This is a genomic window from Rhizobacter sp., assembly GCF_032229685.1.
In the GTDB taxonomy this organism is placed as follows: Bacteria; Pseudomonadota; Gammaproteobacteria; order Burkholderiales; family Burkholderiaceae_C; genus LMDS01.
The window spans coordinates 153,183-175,249 of sequence record NZ_JAVTWP010000038.1 but is presented as its reverse complement, the minus strand read 5'-3'; the positions used below and the strand labels follow the sequence as shown (position 1 = coordinate 175,249).

Annotated in this window: 15 protein-coding genes and 3 tRNA genes; 2 read left to right on the top strand and 16 right to left on the bottom strand. The window is 65.3% G+C overall.

Annotated elements, in window-relative coordinates; translation table 11 throughout:
* The first annotated feature begins 56 nt into the window (after positions 1–56).
* Positions 57–3,782 (top strand): InlB B-repeat-containing protein, encoded by a 3,726-nt coding sequence (locus AC30PD_RS16940; protein WP_489536838.1) that lies wholly within the window; start codon positions 57–59, stop codon positions 3,780–3,782.
* Between the two features lie 64 nt (positions 3,783–3,846).
* Here AC30PD_RS16940 and AC30PD_RS16935 read toward each other — a convergent pair whose 3' ends face one another.
* From AC30PD_RS16935 to AC30PD_RS16910, 6 genes are all read right to left on the bottom strand, one after another.
* Positions 3,847–4,686: an XrtA/PEP-CTERM system-associated ATPase gene (locus tag AC30PD_RS16935; protein WP_489536837.1), complete on the bottom strand. Its 840-nt coding sequence runs from the start codon at positions 4,684–4,686 to the stop codon at positions 3,847–3,849.
* 7 nt (positions 4,687–4,693) lie between these two features.
* The gene (locus AC30PD_RS16930) at positions 4,694–6,163 is read right to left on the bottom strand and encodes a TIGR03016 family PEP-CTERM system-associated outer membrane protein (RefSeq protein WP_489536836.1); all 1,470 of its coding nucleotides are present in this window, start codon (positions 6,161–6,163) and stop codon (positions 4,694–4,696) included.
* A 92-nt stretch (positions 6,164–6,255) separates the two neighbouring features.
* On the bottom strand, positions 6,256–7,227 hold the full coding sequence (locus tag AC30PD_RS16925; RefSeq protein ID WP_489536835.1) for an XrtA-associated tyrosine autokinase: 972 nt from the start codon (positions 7,225–7,227) through the stop codon (positions 6,256–6,258).
* Between the two features lie 9 nt (positions 7,228–7,236).
* On the bottom strand, positions 7,237–8,805 hold the full coding sequence (locus AC30PD_RS16920) for an XrtA system polysaccharide chain length determinant (protein ID WP_489536834.1): 1,569 nt from the start codon (positions 8,803–8,805) through the stop codon (positions 7,237–7,239).
* An 86-nt stretch (positions 8,806–8,891) separates the two neighbouring features.
* The gene (locus AC30PD_RS16915) at positions 8,892–9,527 is read right to left on the bottom strand and encodes an XrtA/PEP-CTERM system exopolysaccharide export protein (protein ID WP_489536833.1); all 636 of its coding nucleotides are present in this window, start codon (positions 9,525–9,527) and stop codon (positions 8,892–8,894) included.
* 323 nt (positions 9,528–9,850) lie between these two features.
* The gene (locus AC30PD_RS16910) at positions 9,851–11,266 is read right to left on the bottom strand and encodes a sugar transferase (protein ID WP_489536832.1); all 1,416 of its coding nucleotides are present in this window, start codon (positions 11,264–11,266) and stop codon (positions 9,851–9,853) included.
* Between the two features lie 456 nt (positions 11,267–11,722).
* Here AC30PD_RS16910 and AC30PD_RS16905 point away from each other — a divergent pair, with 456 nt between their 5' ends.
* Positions 11,723–13,840 (top strand): UDP-N-acetylglucosamine 2-epimerase, encoded by a 2,118-nt coding sequence (locus AC30PD_RS16905; RefSeq protein ID WP_489536831.1) that lies wholly within the window; start codon positions 11,723–11,725, stop codon positions 13,838–13,840.
* Positions 13,841–13,890: 50 nt separating this feature from the next.
* On the opposite strand, the gene AC30PD_RS16900 is transcribed toward AC30PD_RS16905, so the two are convergent.
* From AC30PD_RS16900 to accD, 10 genes are all read right to left on the bottom strand, one after another.
* Positions 13,891–13,967: transfer RNA gene (locus AC30PD_RS16900), tRNA-Asp, on the bottom strand.
* Positions 13,968–14,004: 37 nt separating this feature from the next.
* Positions 14,005–14,080, bottom strand: a tRNA-Glu gene (locus AC30PD_RS16895).
* 48 nt (positions 14,081–14,128) lie between these two features.
* A tRNA-Ala gene (locus AC30PD_RS16890) sits at positions 14,129–14,204 on the bottom strand.
* Between the two features lie 95 nt (positions 14,205–14,299).
* Positions 14,300–15,694, bottom strand: a complete 1,395-nt coding sequence (gene gltX / locus AC30PD_RS16885) for a glutamate--tRNA ligase (protein ID WP_489536830.1) — start codon at positions 15,692–15,694, stop codon at positions 14,300–14,302.
* A gap of 2 nt (positions 15,695–15,696) precedes the next feature.
* Positions 15,697–16,932 carry an O-succinylhomoserine sulfhydrylase gene (locus AC30PD_RS16880; RefSeq protein WP_489536829.1) on the bottom strand — a complete coding sequence of 412 codons (1,236 nt, stop codon included), beginning with the start codon at positions 16,930–16,932 and terminating at the stop codon, positions 15,697–15,699.
* Entirely contained in the window at positions 16,932–18,455 is a 1,524-nt protein-coding gene (gene purF, locus AC30PD_RS16875) for an amidophosphoribosyltransferase (protein WP_489536828.1), read from the bottom strand. Before purF ends, AC30PD_RS16880 begins: the two co-directional genes overlap by 1 nt.
* A gap of 32 nt (positions 18,456–18,487) precedes the next feature.
* Positions 18,488–18,988 (bottom strand): CvpA family protein, encoded by a 501-nt coding sequence (locus AC30PD_RS16870; protein ID WP_489536827.1) that lies wholly within the window; start codon positions 18,986–18,988, stop codon positions 18,488–18,490.
* 9 nt (positions 18,989–18,997) lie between these two features.
* The gene (locus AC30PD_RS16865) at positions 18,998–19,789 is read right to left on the bottom strand and encodes an SPOR domain-containing protein (protein ID WP_489536826.1); all 792 of its coding nucleotides are present in this window, start codon (positions 19,787–19,789) and stop codon (positions 18,998–19,000) included.
* 84 nt (positions 19,790–19,873) lie between these two features.
* A complete protein-coding gene (folC, locus tag AC30PD_RS16860) occupies positions 19,874–21,205 on the bottom strand; it encodes a bifunctional tetrahydrofolate synthase/dihydrofolate synthase (protein ID WP_489536825.1) in 1,332 nt (443 codons plus the stop codon).
* Entirely contained in the window at positions 21,192–22,064 is an 873-nt protein-coding gene (gene accD, locus AC30PD_RS16855; protein WP_489536824.1) for an acetyl-CoA carboxylase, carboxyltransferase subunit beta, read from the bottom strand. Before accD ends, folC begins: the two co-directional genes overlap by 14 nt.
* Between the last annotated feature and the right edge of the window lie 3 nt (positions 22,065–22,067).

The window sequence follows — 22,067 nt, the reverse complement described above, 5'->3', positions numbered from 1 at the left end:
GGCCACCCGAGGCGATGCAGCCCTGTTTCGACCCTTCCAGTGAATCGAGTGAATCCATGTTGATCGATCTTGCCAAGCGATGTGTTGCCTCGCTGATGCTGGTGCTGTTGGCGAGCTGCGGCGGGGGCGGCGGCTCCGACGCCACGCCGCAGTCGGTGGACCTGAGCGTCAACCTGACCGGATTGGGCACGGTCACCTCCGCGCCTGGCGGAATCGCTTGCGGCACTGATTGCAATGAGTCGTACGACACCGGCACCACGGTCACGCTGACCGCCGCGCCCGCAGCGGGCTATCAGTTCACCAGTTGGAGCGCCGCGGGTTGCCCGGGCAGCGGCAGCTGCGTCATCGTGATGAACGCCAGCACCAGCGTGACCGCCACGTTCGCGCCGGTCGCGAGCGGGCAGGTCGCGCTCAACGTCATCGTGCAAGGCACGGGCGCTGGCTCGGTCGCCTCGAACCCGGCGGGCATTGCTTGTGGCAACGACTGTTCAGAACAATATCCTCAGGGCAGCTCGGTCACGCTGACCGCCACGGCGCAGCCCGGGTCCACCTTCTCGGGCTGGAGCGGTGTCTGCTCTGGCTCCGGCACCGGCACCTGCACGGTGGCGATGACCGCCACCCGCACGGCGATCGCCAACTTCACCCTGAACCCTGCGCCCACCTTCACGCTGACCACGGTGGTCAGTGGCTCGGGCAGCATCGGTTCGGCGCCAGCCGGCATCACCTGCCCGAGCGACTGCACCGAAGCCTTCGCCGCCGGAACGAACGTCACCCTCACCGCCACGCCCGCCAGCGGGTTCCAGTTCACGGGCTGGAGCGGCGCCGGCTGCACCGGCACTGGCACCTGCGTGGTCACGATGAATGCGGCGGCCAGCGTCACGGCGTCGTTCACGGCGGTCGCGACAGGCCAGTTCGCACTCACCGTCGTGCGCCAGGGTTCGGGCACCGTCACGTCAAGCACGGCCGGCATCAACTGCGGCACCGATTGCAGCGAAACCTACCCGCAAGGCACTTCGGTCACGCTGACCGCCACGCCGAGCAGCGGCGCCACCTTCTCGGGCTGGAGCGGCGCCTGCACGGGCACGGGCACCTGCACGGTCGCGATGAGCGCCACACGCACCGTGACGGCCACCTTCACGCAGATCACGCGTGTGCTCACGGTCACCCGCAGCGGCACGGGCACCGGCACGGTCACGTCGGCACCCGCGGGCATCAACTGTGGCAGCGATTGCACCGAGCCCTACGCACAAGGCACGAGCGTGACGCTGACGGCAGCGGCGAGCACCGGTTCGACCTTCACAGGCTGGAGCGGCGCAGGTTGCAGCGGCACAGGCACGTGCGTGGTGAGCATGGCAGCGGCCACCACGGCCACCGCCACGTTCACGGCAAACCCTGCGCCGACCTTCGCCCTCACGGTCACGGTCAATGGCTCGGGCGGTGTGGGGTCGTCGCCGAACGGCATCACCTGCCCTTCCACCTGCACCGCGCCTTTCGCGCAGGGCCAGGTCGTCACCCTCGCCGCCACACCGACCAGCGGGCAGGTGTTCACCGGCTGGAGCGGTGCTTGCACCGGCACCTCGACCTGCACCGTGACGATGAATGCCGCGGCCTCGGTGACGGCCACCTTCGCTGCCGGCACCGCGATCGGCCTGAGCTCGCGGCCGAGCAACACGACCTGCTTCTCGTTCGACCCACCGACCACGAGCACGGCGAGCCTGACGCTGCAACGAACCTTCGCGTCGCTCTCGTTCAGCGCGCCGATCGCGATGCTGCAGGCCCCGAACGACAGCTCCCGCTGGTTCGTGGTCGAGAAGGGTGGCGTCGTGCGTGTGTTCGCCAACAACACGGCGACGGGCACGTCGTCGGTGTTCATCGACATCTCGTCGCTGGTCGTCACCGCGGGTGAAGAAGAGGCCGGGCTCCTGGGCATGGCCTTCGACCCGAACTTCGGCACCGGGGCCGGCAAGAACCAGAACTTCTACTTGTTCTACAGCGCGTCGCCAAACACGAACTACCGGCTGCGCTCGACCGTGGCGCGCTTCACCGCGAACGCGAGCGCGACCTCGGCCACGACCGCCAGCCGCGTCGTGCTGCTCGGTCTGGACAAGCTCGACAGCAACCACAACGGCGGCAACATGGCCTTCGGCCCCGACGGTTACCTCTACATCGGCTTCGGCGATGGCGGTGGCGATCCGAATCCGCAAGCGCAGGACGACAAGTACCTGTTCGGCAAGATGATTCGCATCGACCCCAATGGCACCACCGGCAGCGTGCCCTATTCCATTCCGTCGACCAACCCGAACGTGGGCAATGGCTTGTGCAACGCCACCGGCCGCGGCAGCGCCAACTGCCCCGAGGTGTGGGCACGCGGCCTGCGCAACCCGTGGCGCTGGAGCTTCGACAAGGTCAACGGCAACCTGTGGGTCGCCGACGTGGGCTGGGGCAGCTTCGAAGAAGTGAACCTCGTCACCCGCAACGGCAACTACGGCTGGCCGATCATGGAAGGTGCAGCCTGCGTGACCAGTGGCTGCAACACGGCCGGTTTGACCAACCCGATCTACGCCGTGCCCCGCAGCGACGCGCAGGCCATCACCGGCGGCTACGTTTACCGCGGCACGCAGACGACGGACCTGGCCGGCCAGTACATCTTCGGCGACTTCGCGAGCAAGATGTTCGGCGCGGTGATCTCCGGTTCGGGTGGCTCCTACACCGCGCGCCAGTTGATCGCGCCTTACGCCACCAGCTCGATCAACGTCTCGTCTTTCGGCGAAGGCAGCGACGGCGAATTGTTCGCCCTCGACTACGGCGGTGGCATCTACAAGCTGGTGTTCTCGAACGGCAGCGGCGGCGGCACGCCGGTCGTGCCCACACTCTTGTCGGCAACGGGCTGCATGAGCAGCAGCGACCCCAAGCTGCCCGCCCCGGGCATGGTGGGCTACGACATCAACGCGCCGTTCTGGTCCGACGGCGCCGACAAGGACCGATTCTTCGCGCTGCCGAGCAATTCCGCCTCGTTCACCCCCGGCAGCGACGGCGACTGGGCCGTGCCGCTGCGCAGCGTGATCGTCAAGAACTTCCGGCTCGGTGGCGTGATGATCGAGACGCGCTTGCTCATGCGCCAGTCGAACGGCGACTGGGCCGGCTATTCCTACGAGTGGAACGCCGGGCAGACCGATGCCACGCTCGTGGCGGTCGGCGGCAAGGAAAAGCAGCTGGCCAACCAGGTCTGGTCGTACCCGAGCCGCGCACAGTGCCTGCAGTGCCACACCTCGGCAGCCGGCTTCAGCCTCGGTCTGGAGACCCAGCAGCTCAACAAGAACTTCACGTACTCGCAGACAGGCATCAACGCACACCAGTTGAGCACGCTGAGTGCGCCGGCCATCGCGATGCTCACACCGCAGATCACGAACCCGGCGGCGCAAGCCAAACTGGCCAACCCGTTCGGCACCGACAGTGTGGACCTGCGCGCCCGCGCCTACCTGCACACCAACTGCGCGATGTGCCACCGGCCGGGCGGCGCCACCGGCGTGGGCCTGAACCTGCTGGCCACGACCGCGTTGGCCCAGACCGGCACCTGCAACGTCGACCCGACCAAGGGCAGCTTGAGCCTGCCCAACGCAAAGATCGTCGCGCCGGGCCTGCCCGACAGCTCGGTCTTGCTGGCGCGGGCCAACAGCCGCGATCCGTTGGTGCAAATGCCACCGATCGGCAGCCATGTGGTCGACGCCAATGGCGTGGCGCTGCTGCGGCAGTGGATCAGCGGGCTGGCAAACTGCAACTGAAGAGGCCGCGGCGCGCGGCCTTGCTCCGCGCCACGCGGGGCGCGGGCGGCCTCAGGCGTGCCCGTCAGCCCGGAACGGCAACACGGCTCGGGCCGAGCTCGGCCTGAAGGTCTTCGGCCGTCGAGGTGACGACCGCAGCGCCGATGAGCCGCTGTGACGCGATGAACCCCGCCAGCAATGCCCGCGAACACAGCAGGTTGATGCGACGCGGGATGCCGCCCGAAAACTCGAAGATCTTGGCGAACGCACCGTCATCGAAGATCGGCTTTTCGTCCCAACCAGCGTGGCGCAGGCGGTGCTGAACATAAGCCCGCGTTTCGTCCTGCGTGAGCGGCCCGAGGTGGCATGAAGCGATCACCCGCTGGCGCAGTTGTTCCATCGAGGCCGAGCCGAGCATGTGGCGCAGCTCGGGTTGCCCGACGAGAAAGCTCTGCAGCAGCGCGTGGTTGCCGAGCTGGAAGTTCGACAACATGCGCAGTTCTTCGATCTCGCGCCGCCCGAGGTTCTGCGCCTCGTCGACAACCAGAAGCGCTCGTCGGCCTTCGGCGGCCACCACGGTGAAGAACGCCTCGAGCGTGGAGACCAGCTGCGCCTTGGATGTTCCTTGAACCGGCACGCCGAAGGCGTTGCAGATCGATGCCAGCAGTTCGCCTTCGTTGAGCTGCGTGTTCACCACTTGTGCCGCCACCACCTGCTCCGGGTCGAGGCCCTGCAACAGTGTTCGCACGAGAGTCGTCTTGCCCGCACCGATCTCGCCGGTGACGACAATGAAGCCTTCTTGCTGGTAGACGCCGAACTTCAGGTACGACAGCGCATGCCCGTGGCCGCGACTCTCGAAATAGAAGCTGGGATCGGGGCTGAGTTGAAAAGGAGCGGCTTGCAGGCCGTAGAAAGGCTCGAACATCGGCGCGTCAGAAGCGGTGATTGAGACCGACGAACGCCGCGATCGCCGTGTACGAATCGAGCCCCACGAGGGTGGTGTCGAACTTGGTGTACTGGAGCCCCGCCGACACCGTGGAGCGTGCCGACATCGACCGGGTGACCGAGAGTCGGTGGGTCTGCTGATCGGTCACGTCGCCTTCTCGCAAGGCGAGCCCGCGGATCTTCGACGTCGTGGAGGTCAGGTCGACAGACATTTGCGGCGTCAGGCGGCGGTTGAACGAGAGCGTGGCACCGGTCTGCTGGTTGTCGGACCCGGCCGGGGCCATGCCGGTGATCACACTGTCGGGGCGCGTGAGCTGCCGCAGCGTCTGGCGGTACACCGACAGCGTGACCGTGTTGCGCGCCCCGAGCAGAACCCACGTGCCGCTCGCACGATTCTGCAGTTGGGCGTAGTTGGCCATGATGTCGATCGCGCCAGCCACGTTGGTGTTCAGCCCGCGCGTGGCGATCAGGTTGCTGACGAAGGCGCTTCGCTCGGCCGGGTTCGGGTAACGCGTGGTCAGGATCGAACCGAGGAACGCGCTGAGGTCGGCGCCTGCGGGCACAACGCCCACCGAGGTGGTCGAGGTCACTGGCGCACGGTTCCACAACAGCGCGAAGGTCATGAACGGCGTGCGGTGGCGAAGGCTCAGGTCCCAGCCGGTTCCGAAGAAGCGCCTTTCGACCTCGGCCAGCAGTTGGGTACGCTCGCCTGGATTCCAGCGCACGTGAGCGCCGTAGACGGTGTCGCTCTGGTCTTCGAGCAGAAACTTGCTGCGCTCGGCGCCGACGCTCGGGCCCAGGGCCAGCTCACCGCCAATCAACACATCGCCAGAAACCTTGAACGATTCGAGCGACCAGTTGCTTTCGGTGCGGTCGGTGAAGCGCGTTTCGTCTTTCAACACCGTCACGTAACCGCCGAACGGGGCACTCTTATATTCAGCCCGCAGTTGCGAAGTCGAGAAGCGCTGGTTCGTGAGGAGCTCGGAGTCGGAGCGTGAAATCGCTTCTTCGTGGCGGGCGAGCACCGACGTTTGCGGCGAGAACTCGTAGTTCAGATACGGGCTGATCCGGTAGGTCGACGAGGTGCGCCGATTCGATGTGGTGTTGTTTTCTGCTCGGGACGAATAGGGATCGACTTCTGCCTGGTGCACATCGACCGACGAATCCAGAAAGAAGAGCCGTTCCGCCAAGGTCGCGTTCAGGTCCGCACGGATGACCGGAGCAACCCTGTTGGGTTGGCTGTGCCGGGCGTAGTTGACCAGGTCGGCACCGATGCGCGCGTTGAGGCGCAGCGCCGGGCTTTCGCCGGCAATCGAAAAGGTCGGCTGTACCGTGGTGATGAGGTCCTTGCGATCACTGCCACTCGCCGTCAGCTCGGCATTGTTGGTGGCGGTGAGAGTCGCCTGCACCGTGGCTTGCGTGGTCCAGATCTGGGCTTGAGCGACGGTCGGCACCATGGCGGTCGCCAGCAGCCACCCGCACGTGCGCCCATTCCCGAAGCGACGGAACCCCGCTTGGCCACGAATCGGCGACGCTGCAACCACCAGTCTCATTCGTAGTAGTACCCGTAACGCCGACCGTCAGCGGGTGCGTCGCACTTGTTGAGCACCGACATCACGACCGGACAGTTGCGCAGCGCGGCAAAAGCCTGCTGTACCGCGCCGCGCTCGGTTCTGGACGCTTCGACCACCACCACGACCTGCCCCACTTTGGAAGAAAGCACGGGCGATTCGGTCGTGAGCAGGATCGGCGGGGCGTCGAAGATCACGACGTGGTCGGCGTACTCGGAGGCCAGCAAGGTCAACAGGCGGTCCATCGGGGCGCTGGCAAACAATTCGGTCGAGCGTTCATTGCGTTCACCCGCGCCCATCAGCGAAAGCCCGGGTACGTTGGTGGCCACCAGAGCGTCTTGAAGACTGACATCGTCACGGCCCAGCAGGTCGAGCAGGCCCGGTGGTTTCGCATCGATACCGAGCCTGGTGAACACGCTGGGCCGGATCACGTCGGCGTCGACCAGCACGACCGCCTTGTCGACCTCCATGGCCATGCTCATCGCCAGGTTGATCGAGCAGAAGGTCTTGCCCTCTCCCGGCAAGGCACTCGTGACCATGATCAGCGACTCGCGGAACGCCGAGGCCTCGGTGCCGGCCCGCGCGTTCTTGAGCAGCGGCCGCTTCAGATGCCGGAACTGTTCCGCCATTTCGGAACGAACCTGGTCCGGCACGAGGTAACCGGCCGAACGCAACATCTCGAGGTCGATCGACACCTTCGTGGCCGGTTCGATCCGGGGCCGGGGGAAGTTCTCAGCGACTGCTGCAACCGACGCGCCTCGGGCGCTGCGAAGGTCGGACACGGCGGGTGCCGCTGACCGTGCCGCCATGGCTTGTTTCGCTGCATCCTGAAGGGTGCCTGCCTGGGCCGGCTCACCCGCCTTGCCTGCCCTGGCACTCGACCAGGGAACAGTGACGCCAGCCCGCTCCAGCTGTTCAAGGCGCTTCGCCGCTTGCTCGATGATGCTCATGCTTTGTCCTCAACGCGCCAGCGAGCGAACCACGAACCAGCTCACCCAGCCCACCTGAAAGGTGAACAGGAGCGCCGTGGCTCCGGCGATACGGAGTCGGTCTTTCCTCGCTCCTAGCTGCGAGGCCAAGGTCTTGGACAAAGACACAGAACCCAAGACGGGGCGCCCCGAAATCTGCTCGAGAGCCTTTGCGTCGTCGAGCGTCGGACGCAGCAGGTCGAGCGCCAGCGCCGCCGCCACACCGGCCGCCAGGGCCAGCAACACGGCAGCTCCCGCCAGATGCAGCCTCCCTGGGAAAACCGGCGTCGGCGAGACCCGAGGAGGCTCCACGACCCTGAACTCCGCCAGCTGCGAAGACTCGTCGAGCTTCACGCCCAATGACGCCGACTCCCGACGCGCCACCAATTGATCGAAATTGCGACGCATCACGTCGTAGTCGCGGTTGAGTTGCGCGAACTCCGCCTCGACCTGCGGCATCCGGCCGGCCAAGGCCCTGACCTGGGCCAAACGGTCTTGCTGCGCAGCGAGCTGCGAACGAAGAGACGCCACCTGCGCCTCGGCTTCGGCCAGGGAGACACGGATCCGCTGGTAGACCGGGCTGGTCGCGGCGGTGCCTCTTGCCTGCCCGCGGTTTTCACGTGCCTTGGCCTCCGTTTCCTGGCGCTTGAGCTTTTCAAGCTGCGCCACGAGACGCCTGGCATTGATCACGTCGGGGTGCTCGTCGGTGAACCTGCGCAACAGGTCATCGAGTTGCCTGTGTTGCGATTCGAGCCGGGCGTCGATTTCTGAAACCACCGGCGGTGTGACGACCACAGGCGCTTCGGCAGGCAGCTGCGGATCTTCGGCGGTCAGCTCGCGGCGGTAAGAGTCTCGCGACTGCTCGGCCGCGCGAAGGTCGTTGCGCAGCTTCGTGACTTCATCGGAAAGCGTCGACATGCGCGCGAAGTAGTCCTGATTCGAAACGCCAGACACTCCAAAGTTGCGGAGCTTGAATTCCTTCAGCCGATTCTCGGCCTCGACCAGTTTGGCTTCGTTGGTGCGGATCTGCTCTTCGATGAAGTGCCCCGCGTCGGCGGAATCGTGCCGTTTGCCGTCGGTTCCCGCTCTGACAAACAGCGCAACCGCTGCTTCGACGATCTTGCGTGCTTGTTCCGGGCTGGCATCGCGGTAAGAAATCGAGTACAGATTTCCGCGCTCCGCGGCGACGACCTTGATCTGGTCCATCAGCCGGTTCAGCGTCGCCTCGCGTTCCTTGGCGCTGTTGAAGGTAAAGCCCAATTCGGGTTGGTCGACCAGGCGCCCGACATTGGGTCGGGAAATGAGGGTTCTTGCCAGCATGCGCACCTGCTGGTCGATGTCGGGCTGGAACGCCAGATCCCGCATCAGAGGCTTCAGCACCGTCTGCGTGTCGACATAGATTCTCGAAGACGCCTCGAACCGCTCGGGCACGACAGAAATGGCCAGCGCACAGAGAATCGCAACGCCCCAGGCCACCGAGACAGCGACCCAACGGCGCCGCCAGGTGGATCGAACGACCCACCTCGCTTTGCCAACCAGAGCGTTCACTCCATCATTCATGACACTGTTCCAGTCTCATCGGCCTGCAAGAACCGCTCGCGAGCACGCCAGCCACAGGCACAGCATCTGTCGGCAGTTGAATGGCTTCAGAACCAACTCTGCGGCACCATGACGATGTCACCGGGCATGACGGCCACATTGGCCGAAATGTCGCCTCGCTTCAGCAGGTCTTTCAGGCGCAGGCTGTATTGTTTGCCGCCATTCGAGCCGCGAATGAGCACTGCACCGTTGCCATCAGCGAAATCGGTCATTCCGCCCACTTGGATCATCACGTCGAGCAAGGTCATGTCTTGGCGGTAAGCCACCGCCTGCGGGCGCGCCGCCTCGCCCACGATGCGAATCTGCTCGGAGTAGACGCCCTGGAAACCGGTCACCACCACGCTGACCACGGGATCGACCACCAGCTTCGAGAGCGCTGCACGGGCGGCCAAAGACAAGTCGGAGGGGCTCTTGCCCGCAGCCTGGAGCTCACCGATCAGGGGCATCGAGATGAAGCCGTCGGGCCTGACCGTCACCGGCCCGGACAACTCGGGGTTGCGCCAGACAACGACATTCAAGGTATCGAGCGGCCCGATCTTGTATCGAAGGCTCGGCGCGTCGACTGCCTGCGGCGCCGGTGGATAGCTGCCGGTCGTGGAGCAACCTGCGAGCATGGAAACAAGCACCGAGCCGAGGACGGCAAAACAGCTAAATTTCCCGAAGTTTCCCAGCAATCTACCCATGATGCATTCTCCTGAACAGGTTTCTATGCTCGCATACTTTCTACGAAAAAAAGCAGCAGCAACACCCCACGAAGTCGCAGTTCGCGACTCGAATTTCGACTTGGGGACACGGTGGTGACTGGCCGCAGCGGTGAGACGGGACGAGGCCCGCAACCAGATTGCCGCTATTGACCTGCAATACCAGTCAGCTTCACACCGATCGTGCAACGGCTCGGAGGCCCGTCAGCGTGAGCTCGGCTCGGCAGGCCAGAACCCACGCTTGCCAAGGATCTGATCGACCACCTTAACCTCTGAACAGGTCGATGGCTGCCGGCGATCAGACGTCAGTGCGCGCCTTCGCGGAACAGCACGACACTGACGGTTTCGACCAGAACCAGCAGGTCAAGGAACAGCGAGTTGTTCTTGACGTAGTACAGGTCGAACTGGTGCTTCCGACGAGCGTCTTCAACCGAGGCGCCGTAGCTGTACCGCACTTGTGCCCAGCCAGTCACGCCCGGCTTCACACTGTGCCGGATGTCGTAGAACGGGATCTGTTCCTTCAACTGGGCGACGAAGCTGGGCCGCTCGGGACGCGGGCCCACAAGACTCATCTCGCCCTTGAGCACGCTGATCAGCTGCGGCAGCTCGTCGATGCGCATCTTGCGGATGAAGGCCCCGACGCGGGTCACACGCGAGTCGTTCTTGGTGGCCCAGCGCGCCACACCGTCTTTCTCGGCGTCGGTGCTCATGCTGCGGAACTTGAGGCACATGAACGACCGGCCACCCAGGCCAACGCGCTCCTGGCGGTAGATGATCGGGCCGTGGCTTTCCAGCTTGATGGCGATCGCGGTCAATACGATCACGGGCGACGCGATGATCAGGAGGATCGACGACGAGATCAAGTCGAAGATCCGCTTGACGAGAGTCCGCAGGCCGCCCTGAACGAAACCGTGGCCGTAGACGAGCCAGCTCGCCTTCAAGCTGTCGGTGGGCACTTCGCCCTTCGCGCGCTCGAAGAAGCCGGCGAGATCGAGCACCGGAATGCCGCGGATGCGGCAAGCCAGCAATTGGTCCATCGGCACACCACCACCGCGCTGCTCGCGCACGGCGACGATCACCTCGTCGACACGGTACTTCTGCACCACTTCGTCGATCGAGAGCCCTTTGGCGAACACCGGCGCAGCGAGAGCCTGCGAGCCAGCCGGTGCGTTGTCTGTCGAAGTCGGGTAGAAGCCGACGATCGTGCGGCGAGCCGAACCGGTGGCGCCCAGGTCGGTCGCGACGCTTTGAGCCTCATCGCCGGTACCGACGATCAACACCCGGCGAGCCCCGACCGACGCGCGGCGTGCCACATGCACGACACTGCGAACCGCGATAACGCCAAAAGCCATCATCGGCAACGCGTAGGCCGCCAGCGGAAGTGCGTAGTCGAGGCTTCCCTCTGCGCGCAGCGCGAAGTAGGCAATGCAGGAGCCCATGAACAGAGCAACGAGCGCACGGCCGAAGCTCGCCCGCAGGCTGACGGTGATGGCACCACGGCGGTACAGGCCGACAAACGAGAACAGCAGCGACATGACAGCGGCGAACACGGCCGCCGGGAACATCACTTGCGACAATGGCACCGAGTGCTCCGCGCTCCCCGGCAGAAGCGTCACGGCCAGCAGGACGGCAACGAAGCACAGAATGCTGTCAGCCAGCAGTTCGAGCAAGGTTGCAATCGGTACGTAGTGCTCAAAAACTTTCACGTTCGTGACCTTCATGAAGGGCTGCAAGGTTTGCAGCCGTGTAGCGCATGTCAGAAATCTGTAACAAGCACGCCAATTGGCTTGGCTCGGGATGGAGAAAGTCTATGCAGCGGCCCGTGCGGGCGCATCCCCCTCAGTTGGGGGTTGGACCTCCTGACCTGCCAACTTGTTGTGATTTGGCGGCGCAAACGCTCCAAGAAGGCGGGCCAGGTGACGGAAGTCATCGACCATTTGTCAGGCGCTGGGCTGAAGTGGATCAGGCGCATGGGCCACGACTCTTCGGCTGCGTCTTGCAACACTTGCCTGCGCGGCGTCGCCATGCCGCAGTGGATGCCCGCCCGGTACCAGGGAGCTTGGCATACTGGAGACAAATGCTCGCCGACCATTCATACGATTTGAATCCAGCCTCCGGGGCGACACCCCGGAAGCCGGGCTACAGGCCCTTGCGGCTCGTGAACGAGTAGGTCACGAATGTACGAATCGCATTTCGGCATCACGGGCCCGCCGTTTCAGCTCACGCCCGATCCGAGCTTCTATTTCGACAGCCACGGGCACCACCATGCGCTCGTCGAGTTCCGGCGCGGGTTGACCAAGGGCTCGGGCTTCGTGGTGGTCAGCGGAGAAATCGGCGCGGGCAAGACGACGCTCGTGCGCACCCTGCTGGCAGAGCTCGACCCGGCCAGCGTCGCCGTGGCGCAGGTCTTGAGCACCCAACTGCAGGCCGATGAGTTGCTCGGCGCGATCCTGTTCGCCTTTGGCGTCACTGGCGAGCACGGGCCCGAAACCGACCTGGCTGCGACGGTTCGGCAGTTCCTCGTCTCGCTGTCGCGCGAGCAGCGTCGCGCGGTCCTGATCGTGGACGAGGCCCAGAACCTCCACCAGGCGGCGTTCGAACAACTGGTCGCCCTGACCACGCCGGGCTCGGGCGATGAAGCTGCGCTGCAGATCTGCCTCGTCGGCCAGCCGGAGTTGCGAGACATCGTCGCATCGCCGCAGCTCCGACACCTGGGCGAGCGCATCGTTGTCTCGTGCCACCTGGGTCCGATCGACCAGTCTGAAACCGGCAGCTACATCGAACACCGCCTGCGCAGGGTGGGCTGGACCGGCAACCCGGGATTCGATGCCGCTGCGTTCGATGAAGTGTTTCGCTGGACGGAGGGTGTTCCCCGCAAGATCAACCTGCTCTGCAACCGCCTGATGCTCTCGCGGTTCCTCACCCAGCAAACGCAGATCGACGCTGCCACCGTGGCGCAGACGGCACGTGACCTGCGTGTCGAGATCGGAGACCCCGATGACGGCCTCGACCCGCCCGTGATCGCTGCGCCGGCAGCAGACCGAGACGTGCCACGTGTGGCCGACGCATCGATCCCCGTCAGCCCGGATCAGCCGATTCCGGCTTTCGGGCATTCGCGTCCTGTCGAACGCAACCCGGCGCGCCAGCAGGGCCCGCTGCTGTGCGTGGTCGGCGGTCACAGCGACCACATCAAGATGGCCCCGCTGCTGAATGCGATCGCCGAGCGCTCGGACCTGCCTGCAGCCAAGCTCGTGCGTGTCTATCGCAACAATGCCCTCGAGCTCAACCCTGATCTCTTCAACAGCCTGGCGGTCGCCAGCAGCGTCGTCAATCTCGACGTGACGGGTGGCACCTACGCGGAGCAGGCTGCCGAGCTCATGAAGAAGTTCGAGTTCGTGATCGACCACAGCCAGCCTCGCGCAGTGGTGGTGATCGACGGCAGCGATGCCGCTCTGGCTTGTGGTCTGGTTGCGCGACGAAAGGACCTGCCGGTCGTGCACATCGGGGCCGGGCAGCGTGCAAGCGATGGCTCCGCCGCCGCCGACATGACCCGCAAACTGACCGACGACCTCGCCGACGTGCTCTACACCTGCGAAGCCGAAGCAGCAGCGACCCTGGCCACAGAAGGCGTAGCCGCGGCGCGCATTCACTGCGTGGGCACCTTGCTGGTCGATTCGCTGCACACAGCTCTTCGCAAGCTGATCGCGTCGCCGCCTTCCGGCATGCCCGTCGGCATGCCGAAGTCCTTCGTCGCCGATCGGAATGGCTACGCGCTGGTCGTGCTGAACAAGCGTGTCAACGTGGGTGACAGCCAGAACCTGTCAGAACTGGTGTCCATCCTGAAGGACGTGAGCAGGGACGTGCCCTTGATCTGGCCCTTGCACGCACGCATCGAAGACCAACTCAAGAAACTTCGGCTCGACTCGTTCATTGCGCGTGAGCGCATTGCCTGCATCCCGGTGCAGGCCTATGCCCCTTACGTGGAGCTGCTGCGCAACGCCACCTGTGTTCTGACGGACTCGTGGAACCTGCAGGAAGAAGCGTCAGCCCTGGGCATTCCGTGCCTGATGCTGGGCCTGTATCCGCAGCGCATGGAGACTGCGGCCATCGGCGGCACGGTGCCCGTCGGAAACAGCCGAGCGCTGGCGACTCGAGCAGTCTGGGACTGCCTGTTCAACGGTGGCAAGCGCAGCCAGATTCCAGCCTTGTGGGACGGCCGCGCGGCCGAGCGCATTGCGGCTCACTTGGCCGAATGGCTTCCGCAGGCGAAAAGCGCTGCCGAAGACAGCGTCTGAGCGCCGGCACACCATGAAAAACGGGCCCGAGGGCCCGTTTTTCATCTTGTTGGCGGAGTGGACGGGACTCGAACCCGCGACCCCCGGCGTGACAGGCCGGTATTCTAACCAACTGAACTACCACTCCATGTGGCTTCCGCATCGCTGCGCAAGTGCCACGAACTTGGCGTCCCCTAGGGGATTCGAACCCCTGTAATCACCGTGAAAGGGTGGTGTCCTAGGCCTCTAGACGAAGGGGACTTCAAACTTTCTTCGCTACTTGAACTGCGCTGTGCCGACCCGGCCATGTGGTGGAGGTAAGCGGGATCGAACCGCTGACCTCTTGCATGCCATGCAAGCGCTCTCCCAGCTGAGCTATACCCCCGATTCTTTGCTGCCAAAGCCCATCGGGCTCAAGCAAAAACACAATCCGGTTCAGCCATCGCAGTTTCAAGCGAGACTACGATTATAGCCAGCTTTTCAGGCCCTCTGCAAACGCAGAAGCACGGTCTCGCGTGCGAAGAGTTCGAGCACCGCGTCGAGCGACGGTGTCTGCGCTCGACCGCACACCAGCACGCGCGCGGCATGCGCCAACACCGGCATCTTCAGGCCGTGGGCAGCCAGCGTTTCCTTGATGGCCAGAGCGATGCCGGCGCGGCTCCACTCCGCGGTTTCGAGCTTCAGCCCCAATGTCGCAAGAGCAGGCCGCACCGCATCGGTCACATGGGCAGCCAGGTCTTCGACCGACGGGCGCACGTCAACGAAATACATGCCGGCCCAGTCGGCAATCTCGACGATTGTCGAACAGCGGTCCTTGAAGAGCGCGCACAAACGCTGGACATGGTCGCCCCGCCCCGCATCGATGCCTCGTCGAGCCAACTGTGCCTCGACAAGCCGGGCCAGACGCGCCTCGTCGATCTGCTTGATGTAGTGCGCGTTCACCCAGGCCAGCTTGGCCGGGTCCCACTGCGCCGGGCTCTTCGACAAATGCTCGCCATCGAACCACTGCACCAGTTGCTCGCGGCTGAAGAGCTCGTCGTCACCATGGCTCCAGCCCAGGCGCGCCAGGTAGTTCAGCATCGCTTCGGGCAGGTAGCCTGCTTCTTCGTAGGCGGTGACGCTGACCGCGCCACGCCGCTTCGACAGTTTCTGCCCGTCATCACCCAGAATGACCGGCACGTGGCCGAACAACGGCAGTGGCGCCCCCAGCGCGTTGAAGATGTTGATCTGCCAGGGCGTGTTGTTGACATGCTCGTCACCCCGGAACACGTGGCTGATGTTCATGTCCCAGTCGTCGACGACCACGCAGAAGTTGTAGGTGGGCACACCGTCGGGCCGCACGATGATCAAGTCGTCGATCTCGCGGTTGTTGATCGTGATCGGGCCCTTCACCAGGTCGTTCCAGGTCACGTCGCCATCGATCGGGTTGCGAAAGCGCACCACCGGCTGCACACCTGTCGGCACCACGGGCAAGACCTTTCCCGGCTCGGGGCGCCAACGTCCGTCGTAGTGCGTCTTCTCTCCCCGAGCCCGCTGCGCTTCGCGCATGTCGTCGAGCTCTTGCGGCGTGCAATAGCAGTGGTAGGCCGTACCGGCCGCAAGCATCTGCGCGATCACGGCGTTGTAGCGTTCCAGCCGCTGCATCTGGTAGATCGGCCCTTCGTCGTAAGCCAGACCCAGCCAGTTCATTGACGCGAGGATCTGGTCGACAGAGTCTTGCGTCGTGCGCGCCACGTCGGTGTCTTCGATGCGCAGCACGAACTCTCCACCGAAGTGGCGCGCGTAGGCCCACGAGAACAAGGCCGTGCGCGCCGTGCCCAGGTGCAGAAAGCCGGTCGGTGACGGCGCGATGCGGGTTCGTATCTTTGCGGTCATGTTCACAGCGTGCCCAGGCCACGCAACAGGTCGGCCTTGATGTCTTCCACGTCGTCGAGCCCCACGGCCACGCGAATCATTCCCTGCGTGATGCCGGCGGCCAGGCGTTGCTCTTCTGTCAGCCGCCCGTGCGAGGTGCTGGCCGGGTGCGTGATGGTGGTCTTGGTGTCGCCGAGGTTCGCGGTGATCGAACACACCTGTGTCTGGTCGATCACGTGGAATGCGTTCTTGCGCGCCGCTGCCGCGCCATCGGTGTCTTGCGACTTGACGATGAACGACACCACCGCACCGCCGCTGCCCGATTGCTGCGCCATCGCCAGTTCGTGTTGCGGATGTGACTTCAAGCCGGGGTAGTACACCCGCTCGACCCGCGGCTGGGTTTCGAGCCAGGTGGCGAGCGCCAGCGCCCGCGCGCTCTGCGCCTGCATGCGGATCGAGAGCGTCTCCAGCCCCTTCAGCACCACCCAGGCATTGAACGGCGAGAGCGACATGCCGGCACTGCGCATCACCGGCACGAACTTCTCGTTGACGAGTTGCTCGGTGGCGCACAACGCACCCGCGATCACGCGGCCTTGCCCGTCGAGGTATTTGGTGCCCGAGTGAATGACGATGTCTGCGCCGTACTCGATCGGCCGCTGCAGGGCGGGCGAGCAGAAACAGTTGTCGACCGCGAGCCAGGCACCGGCAGTCTTCGCGATCGCCGAGAGCGCCCGAATGTCACACACCTCGGTGAGCGGGTTGGTCGGCGACTCGGCGAACAACAGCTTCGTGTTCGCCTTGACGGCCTGCTGCCATTCGCGCGGGTCGGTCTGCGACACGAAACTCGTCTCGACGCCGAACTTCGCGAACTCGCGGCTGAACAGCATGATGGTCGAGCCGAACACGCTGCGCGAGCAGATCACGTGGTCGCCTGCCTTCAGCAAGCCCATGCCGAGCAGCAATATCGCGCTCATGCCACTCGATGTGGCGATGCAGGCTTCGGCGCCTTCGAGCGCGGCGAGCCGGCGCTCCATCATCATCACCGTGGGGTTCGTGAAGCGCGAGTAGATGAAGGCTTCTTCTTCGTTCGCGAAGCGAGCCGCGGCCGTGGCCGCGTCGGGCTGCACGAAGCTGCTGGTCAGGAACAGCGCTTCCGAGTTCTCGTTCCAGGCACTCGGCGGCAGGCCTTCGCGCACCGCCAGCGTGTCGAGCCGCGCATCGGCCGGCAGCGCCACGCGCGGGATCTTCTTGTCGTTCATCAACCCAGCTCCGTGGCGCTTTGCAGGGCGAGACGCGAACGGTCGTCGCTCTCTTCTTCATCACCCTGCGCCTTGCGCTGTGCGGCCATCGCGTCGAACTCGGCAGCGCTCACGTCGCCGGTGATGTAGACGCCGTCGAAGCAAGAGGCCTCGAAGCTCTTCACCGCCGGGTTGAGCCCGCCCACCACACGCTTCATCGCGTTCACGTCCTGGTAGATCAGCGCATCGGCGCCGATGAACTCGCGGATCTCCTCGATGCTGCGGTTGTGCGCGATCAGCTCTTCGCTGGTCGGCATGTCGATGCCGTAGACGTTCGGGTAGCGCACCGGCGGCGCGGCCGAGGCCATGTAGACCTTGCGCGCGCCGGCTTCACGCGCCATCTGCACGATCTCTTTCGAGGTGTTGCCACGCACGATCGAATCGTCGACGAGCAGCACGTTGCGACCCTTGAACTCGACACCGATCGCGTTGAGTTTCTGGCGCACCGACTTCTTGCGCACGCCCTGCCCCGGCATGATGAAGGTGCGGCCCACGTAGCGGTTCTTCACGAAGCCTTCACGGTAGGGCTTGCCGATGCGCTGCGCGAGTTGCATGGCCGAAGGCCGGCTCGATTCGGGGATCGGGATCACCACGTCGATCTCGTTCGGCGGGATGGTCGAGATCAGGCGCTGGGCCAGCGTCTCGCCCATGTTCAGGCGCGCCTGGTAGACCGAGATACCGTCCATGATGGAGTCGGGCCGAGCCAGGTAGACGTACTCGAACATGCACGGGTTCAGGGTCGGGTTCTCGGCGCACTGGCGTGAGTGCACCTGGCCCTGCAGGTCGATGAACAAGGCTTCACCCGGCGCCACGTCGCGCGTGACCTTGTGGCCGGTGCCTTCGATGGCGACCGACTCGCTCGCCACCATCACCTCGCCACCGTCTGCGCCCATGCCTTCGCCGAAACACAGCGGGCGAATGCCGAACGGGTCGCGGAAAGCCAGCAGGCCGTGGCCCGCGATCAACGCGACCACCGCGTAGGAACCGCGGATGCGCTTGTGCACTGCAGACACCGCCGTGAACACTTCATCGGGCGACAAGGGTCGGCCGCGCGCGGCCAGCGCGAGTTCGTGCGCGACGACGTTGATCAACACTTCGGTGTCGCTGGTCGTGTTGATGTGGCGCCGGTCGACGTCGATCAGCTCCTGCTTGAGCGCCTGCGCGTTCGTGAGGTTGCCGTTGTGCACGAGCACGATGCCGAAGGGCGCGTTCACGTAGAAGGGCTGCGCCTCTTCTTCACTGTAGGCGTTGCCGGCAGTCGGGTAACGCACCTGGCCCAGGCCCACCGTGCCCGGCAGGCCGCGCATGTTGCGGGTGCGGAACACGTCGCGCACCATGCCACGTGCCTTGTGCATGAAGCACTTGGTGCCTTGCATGGTCACGATGCCGGCCGCGTCTTGCCCGCGGTGCTGCAGCAGCAACAAAGCGTCGTAGATCAGCTGGTTGACCGGTGCCTTCGAGATGACACCCACGATGCCGCACATGCTTTCCGCCTTGTTTCAGTCGAGCGCGCGTTTCACGCCGACGAGGGTTGAACCACCTGGATCGGCAGCCAAGGCATGATCTCCTTGACCACCATGTTCAGCCATGCCACGCCTTGCGAGCGCTGCATCGACGGCCACTTCGCGATCGGCGTGAACCCGATCACCAGCGCCAGCAACAGCAACACCAGCAAGCCGCGCACCACACCGAAGCAGGCGCCGAGCAGGCGGTCGATTGAACTGAGCGGCGTGGCCCGAATCAAGACACGCACCAGCCGGGCGCCCAGCCCCCACAGCACCAGCGACACGAAGAACACAGATGCGAACGCGACCGCGTGATTCAAGGCCGAGCCCGGCTGGCCGATCGAGGTGTGCGGCTGAACCAGCGGCGTGAGCAATTGCGCTGCGAGGTAGGCCACGACCCAACCGGCGAGCGAAAGGATCTCGAACACGACGCCGCGCATCAGCCCGACCACGACCGACAGCACCATGAACAGCAGCAGCCCGATGTCGACCCAGCCCAAGTCCACGCTCATGATCGAGGTTCACAACGTGAGCACGACGCCGCTCAGCCCGGCGCCGCGCGCCTTGGCCAGCGCCTTGTCGGCTTCTTCTCGGGAAGCGAACGGCCCGACGCGCACGCGGATGCGGCTGCCAGCGGGCGTCTCGGCGACCTGGGTGTAGGTTTTCAGGCCGAGTTTCTCGACCTTCAGGCGCGTCTCGCGCGCCGCGCTCGCGTCGGCGAAAGCGCCCACCTGCAGAACGAAGCGACCCCCGGCAGCCGCGGCCGGCTGTGTGCCTTCGAGCAAGGCCTTGGCACGCACGGCGTCGTCGGGCTTGGCCGGAGGTTTGGGTTCGGCCACCGGCTTGGGCGCGGCCTCCACTGGAGCCGGCTTCGGGGCAGGTTTCGAGGCTGCCTTCTCTGCGACGACAGGCGCCGACGGTGGCCGTGCGGGCTGCGTCGCCGCCACTTCCTTGCCGGCCTGTTCGCGCGTCTCGGTGATCACCTCGTCGGGCGGGCTCTTGATCGCCGGCGCAGGGGCTTCGGCGGGCGCGGCCTGCGCCGCCGCCGATGGCACACGGGCCGGCGGCATGGCCAGCGGCGGCGCACCGTCCTTGCGCGGGATCACGATCGGAATGTCGACAGGAATCGGGCGGGGCTGGGTTTCGAACACGAGCGGGAAGCCGATCACGCCGATCACCACGAGCACCGCGGCGCCGATGAGTCGCTGGCGCGCACGCGTGCGCGCCTGGAGCACCGCGTCGGCGGGTTCCTGAACCGCCCCGGGCCCCGCGTCGGTGACTTTCTTGCGGCTCAAATTGGACAGCAAACCCATGCGGCGAGAGTTCCAGAATTGCGGGGTTCGGCAGGCTTTTCTGGCGCCTTCGCGCCCGCCCTTCGAGTCGTCGGCGCGGGGCGCTCAGACAGCGTGTTTGCCGGTCAACCGGGGCAGGCCGTCCTTCAACACGCCGCCCACGGTTTGGAATGATCCGAGGACCACGATTCTATCAGCGGGGTCGGCGTGGCCCAGCGCTGCGACCAGGGCTTCGCGCGGGCTGGCGTGGCAGGCCACGCTCACCGGCCCCGGCCCTTTCAGCTGCAATGCGGCGTGGCGTTGCGCCAGCGCTTGCGCCGTGGCGCCGCGCGGTGGCGGAAGGTCGGCGAAATGCCAGTGATCGACGATCGGTGCCAGCTTCGTCAGGATGGCGTCGAGGTCCTTGTCGCGCATCACCCCGAGCACCACGTGCGTGCGCGGGAAAAACGCCATCTGGTCCAGGTTCTGCACCAGCGTGGCCACGGCGTGCGGGTTGTGCGCCACGTCGAGCACCAGCGTCGGCTGCCCGGCAATGATCTGGAAGCGCCCGGGCAACTCGACCATCGCCATCCCGTTGCGCGCGGCCTGAGCGGTGATCGGCAGGCGCTCGCGCAAGGCCTCGAAAGCGGCCAGCGCGCCCGACGCGTTGAGCAACTGGTTCGCGCCACGCAGCGCCGGGTAGGCCAGCGCGTTGAAGCGCTTCGTGCGCCCGGCCCAGTTCCATTGCAGCTTGTCGCCGGCGTAGTTGAAGTCGCGCCCGAAGCACCACAGGTCGGCACCGATCTTCTGCGCGTGGTTGACCAGGCTCTGCGGGGGCACCGGGTCGCTCACGACCACCGGCTTGCCGGCGCGCATGATGCCGGCCTTCTCGAAGCCGATGGCTTCGCGCGTGGAGCCCAGAAACTCGGTGTGATCGATGTCGATGCTGGTGATCACGGCGCAGTCGGCATCGACCACGTTGACCGCATCGAGCCGGCCGCCGAGGCCGACTTCGAGAATCACGAGATCGAGTGGCGCCTTCGACAGCAGGCGCGCGATCACGAGCGTGGTGAACTCGAAGTAGGTCAGGTTCACGTCGCCACGCGCCTGTTCCACTGCTTCGAAGTGTGGCAGCAGATCTGCAGCACCCACCTGCTCGCCGTTGACGCGGCAGCGTTCCTCGAAGTGCACAAGGTGCGGCTTGGAGTAGAGGCCGACGCGATACCCGGCCTGCAAGGCGATCGCTTCGAGCATGGCGCAGGTCGAGCCCTTGCCGTTGGTGCCGGCGACCGACACCACCGGCACGTCGAACGACAGCCCCAAGCGGCCCGACACGCTGCGCACGCGCTCGAGCGTCAGGTCGATCTCTTTCGGGTGCAGCCGTTCGCAGCGCGCCAGCCAGTCGGCCAGCGTCGTGGGCAGGGGTGAAAGGGGCGAAGCCGCGTCAGACGACGGCATCGGCGCTCTGGCGCTGCAGGATCGCGATGGCGCGCGCCACGCAGGCGCGCATCTCGCGCCGGTCGACGATCATGTCGATCGCGCCGGTCTGCATCAGAAATTCTGCGCGCTGAAAACCTTCGGGCAGCTTCTCGCGCACGGTGTTCTCGATCACGCGCGGGCCGGCAAAACCGATCAGCGCTTTCGGCTCGGCAATGACCACGTCGCCCACGAAGGCGAAGCTCGCCGACACACCGCCCATCGTCGGGTCGGTCAACACGCTGATGTAGGGCAGGCGTGCCTTGGCCAGGTGTGTCAACGCTGCGTTGGTCTTGGCCATCTGCATCAGGCTGAGCAGGCCCTCCTGCATGCGCGCGCCGCCGGTCGCGGTGAAGCTGACGAACGGCGTCTTCTGTTCGATCGCCGACTCGACGCCGCGCACGAAACGTTCGCCGACCACCGAGCCCATCGAGCCGCCCATGAACTCGAACTCGAAACACGCAGCCACGATCGGCACCGCATGCACCGCACCACCCATGACCACGAGCGCATCGGTTTCGCCGGTGGTTTCGAGCGCGTCTTTCAGTCGCTCGGGGTACTTCTTGCTGTCCTTGAACTTCAGCGCGTCGACCGGCAGCACTTCCTGGCCGATCTCGTAGCGGCCTTCGGGGTCAAGGAAGGCGTCGAGCCGCGCCCGCGCGCCGATGCGGTGGTGGTGGCTGCACTTCGGGCACACGTACACGTTCTGCTCGAGGTCGGTCTTGTAGAGCACCGTTTCGCAAGAAGGGCACTTGATCCACAAGCCTTCGGGCACGGTGCGGCGCTCGCCGCGTTCGTTCGGCTGGATCTTCGGTGGCAGCAGTTTTTCGAGCCAGCTCATGCG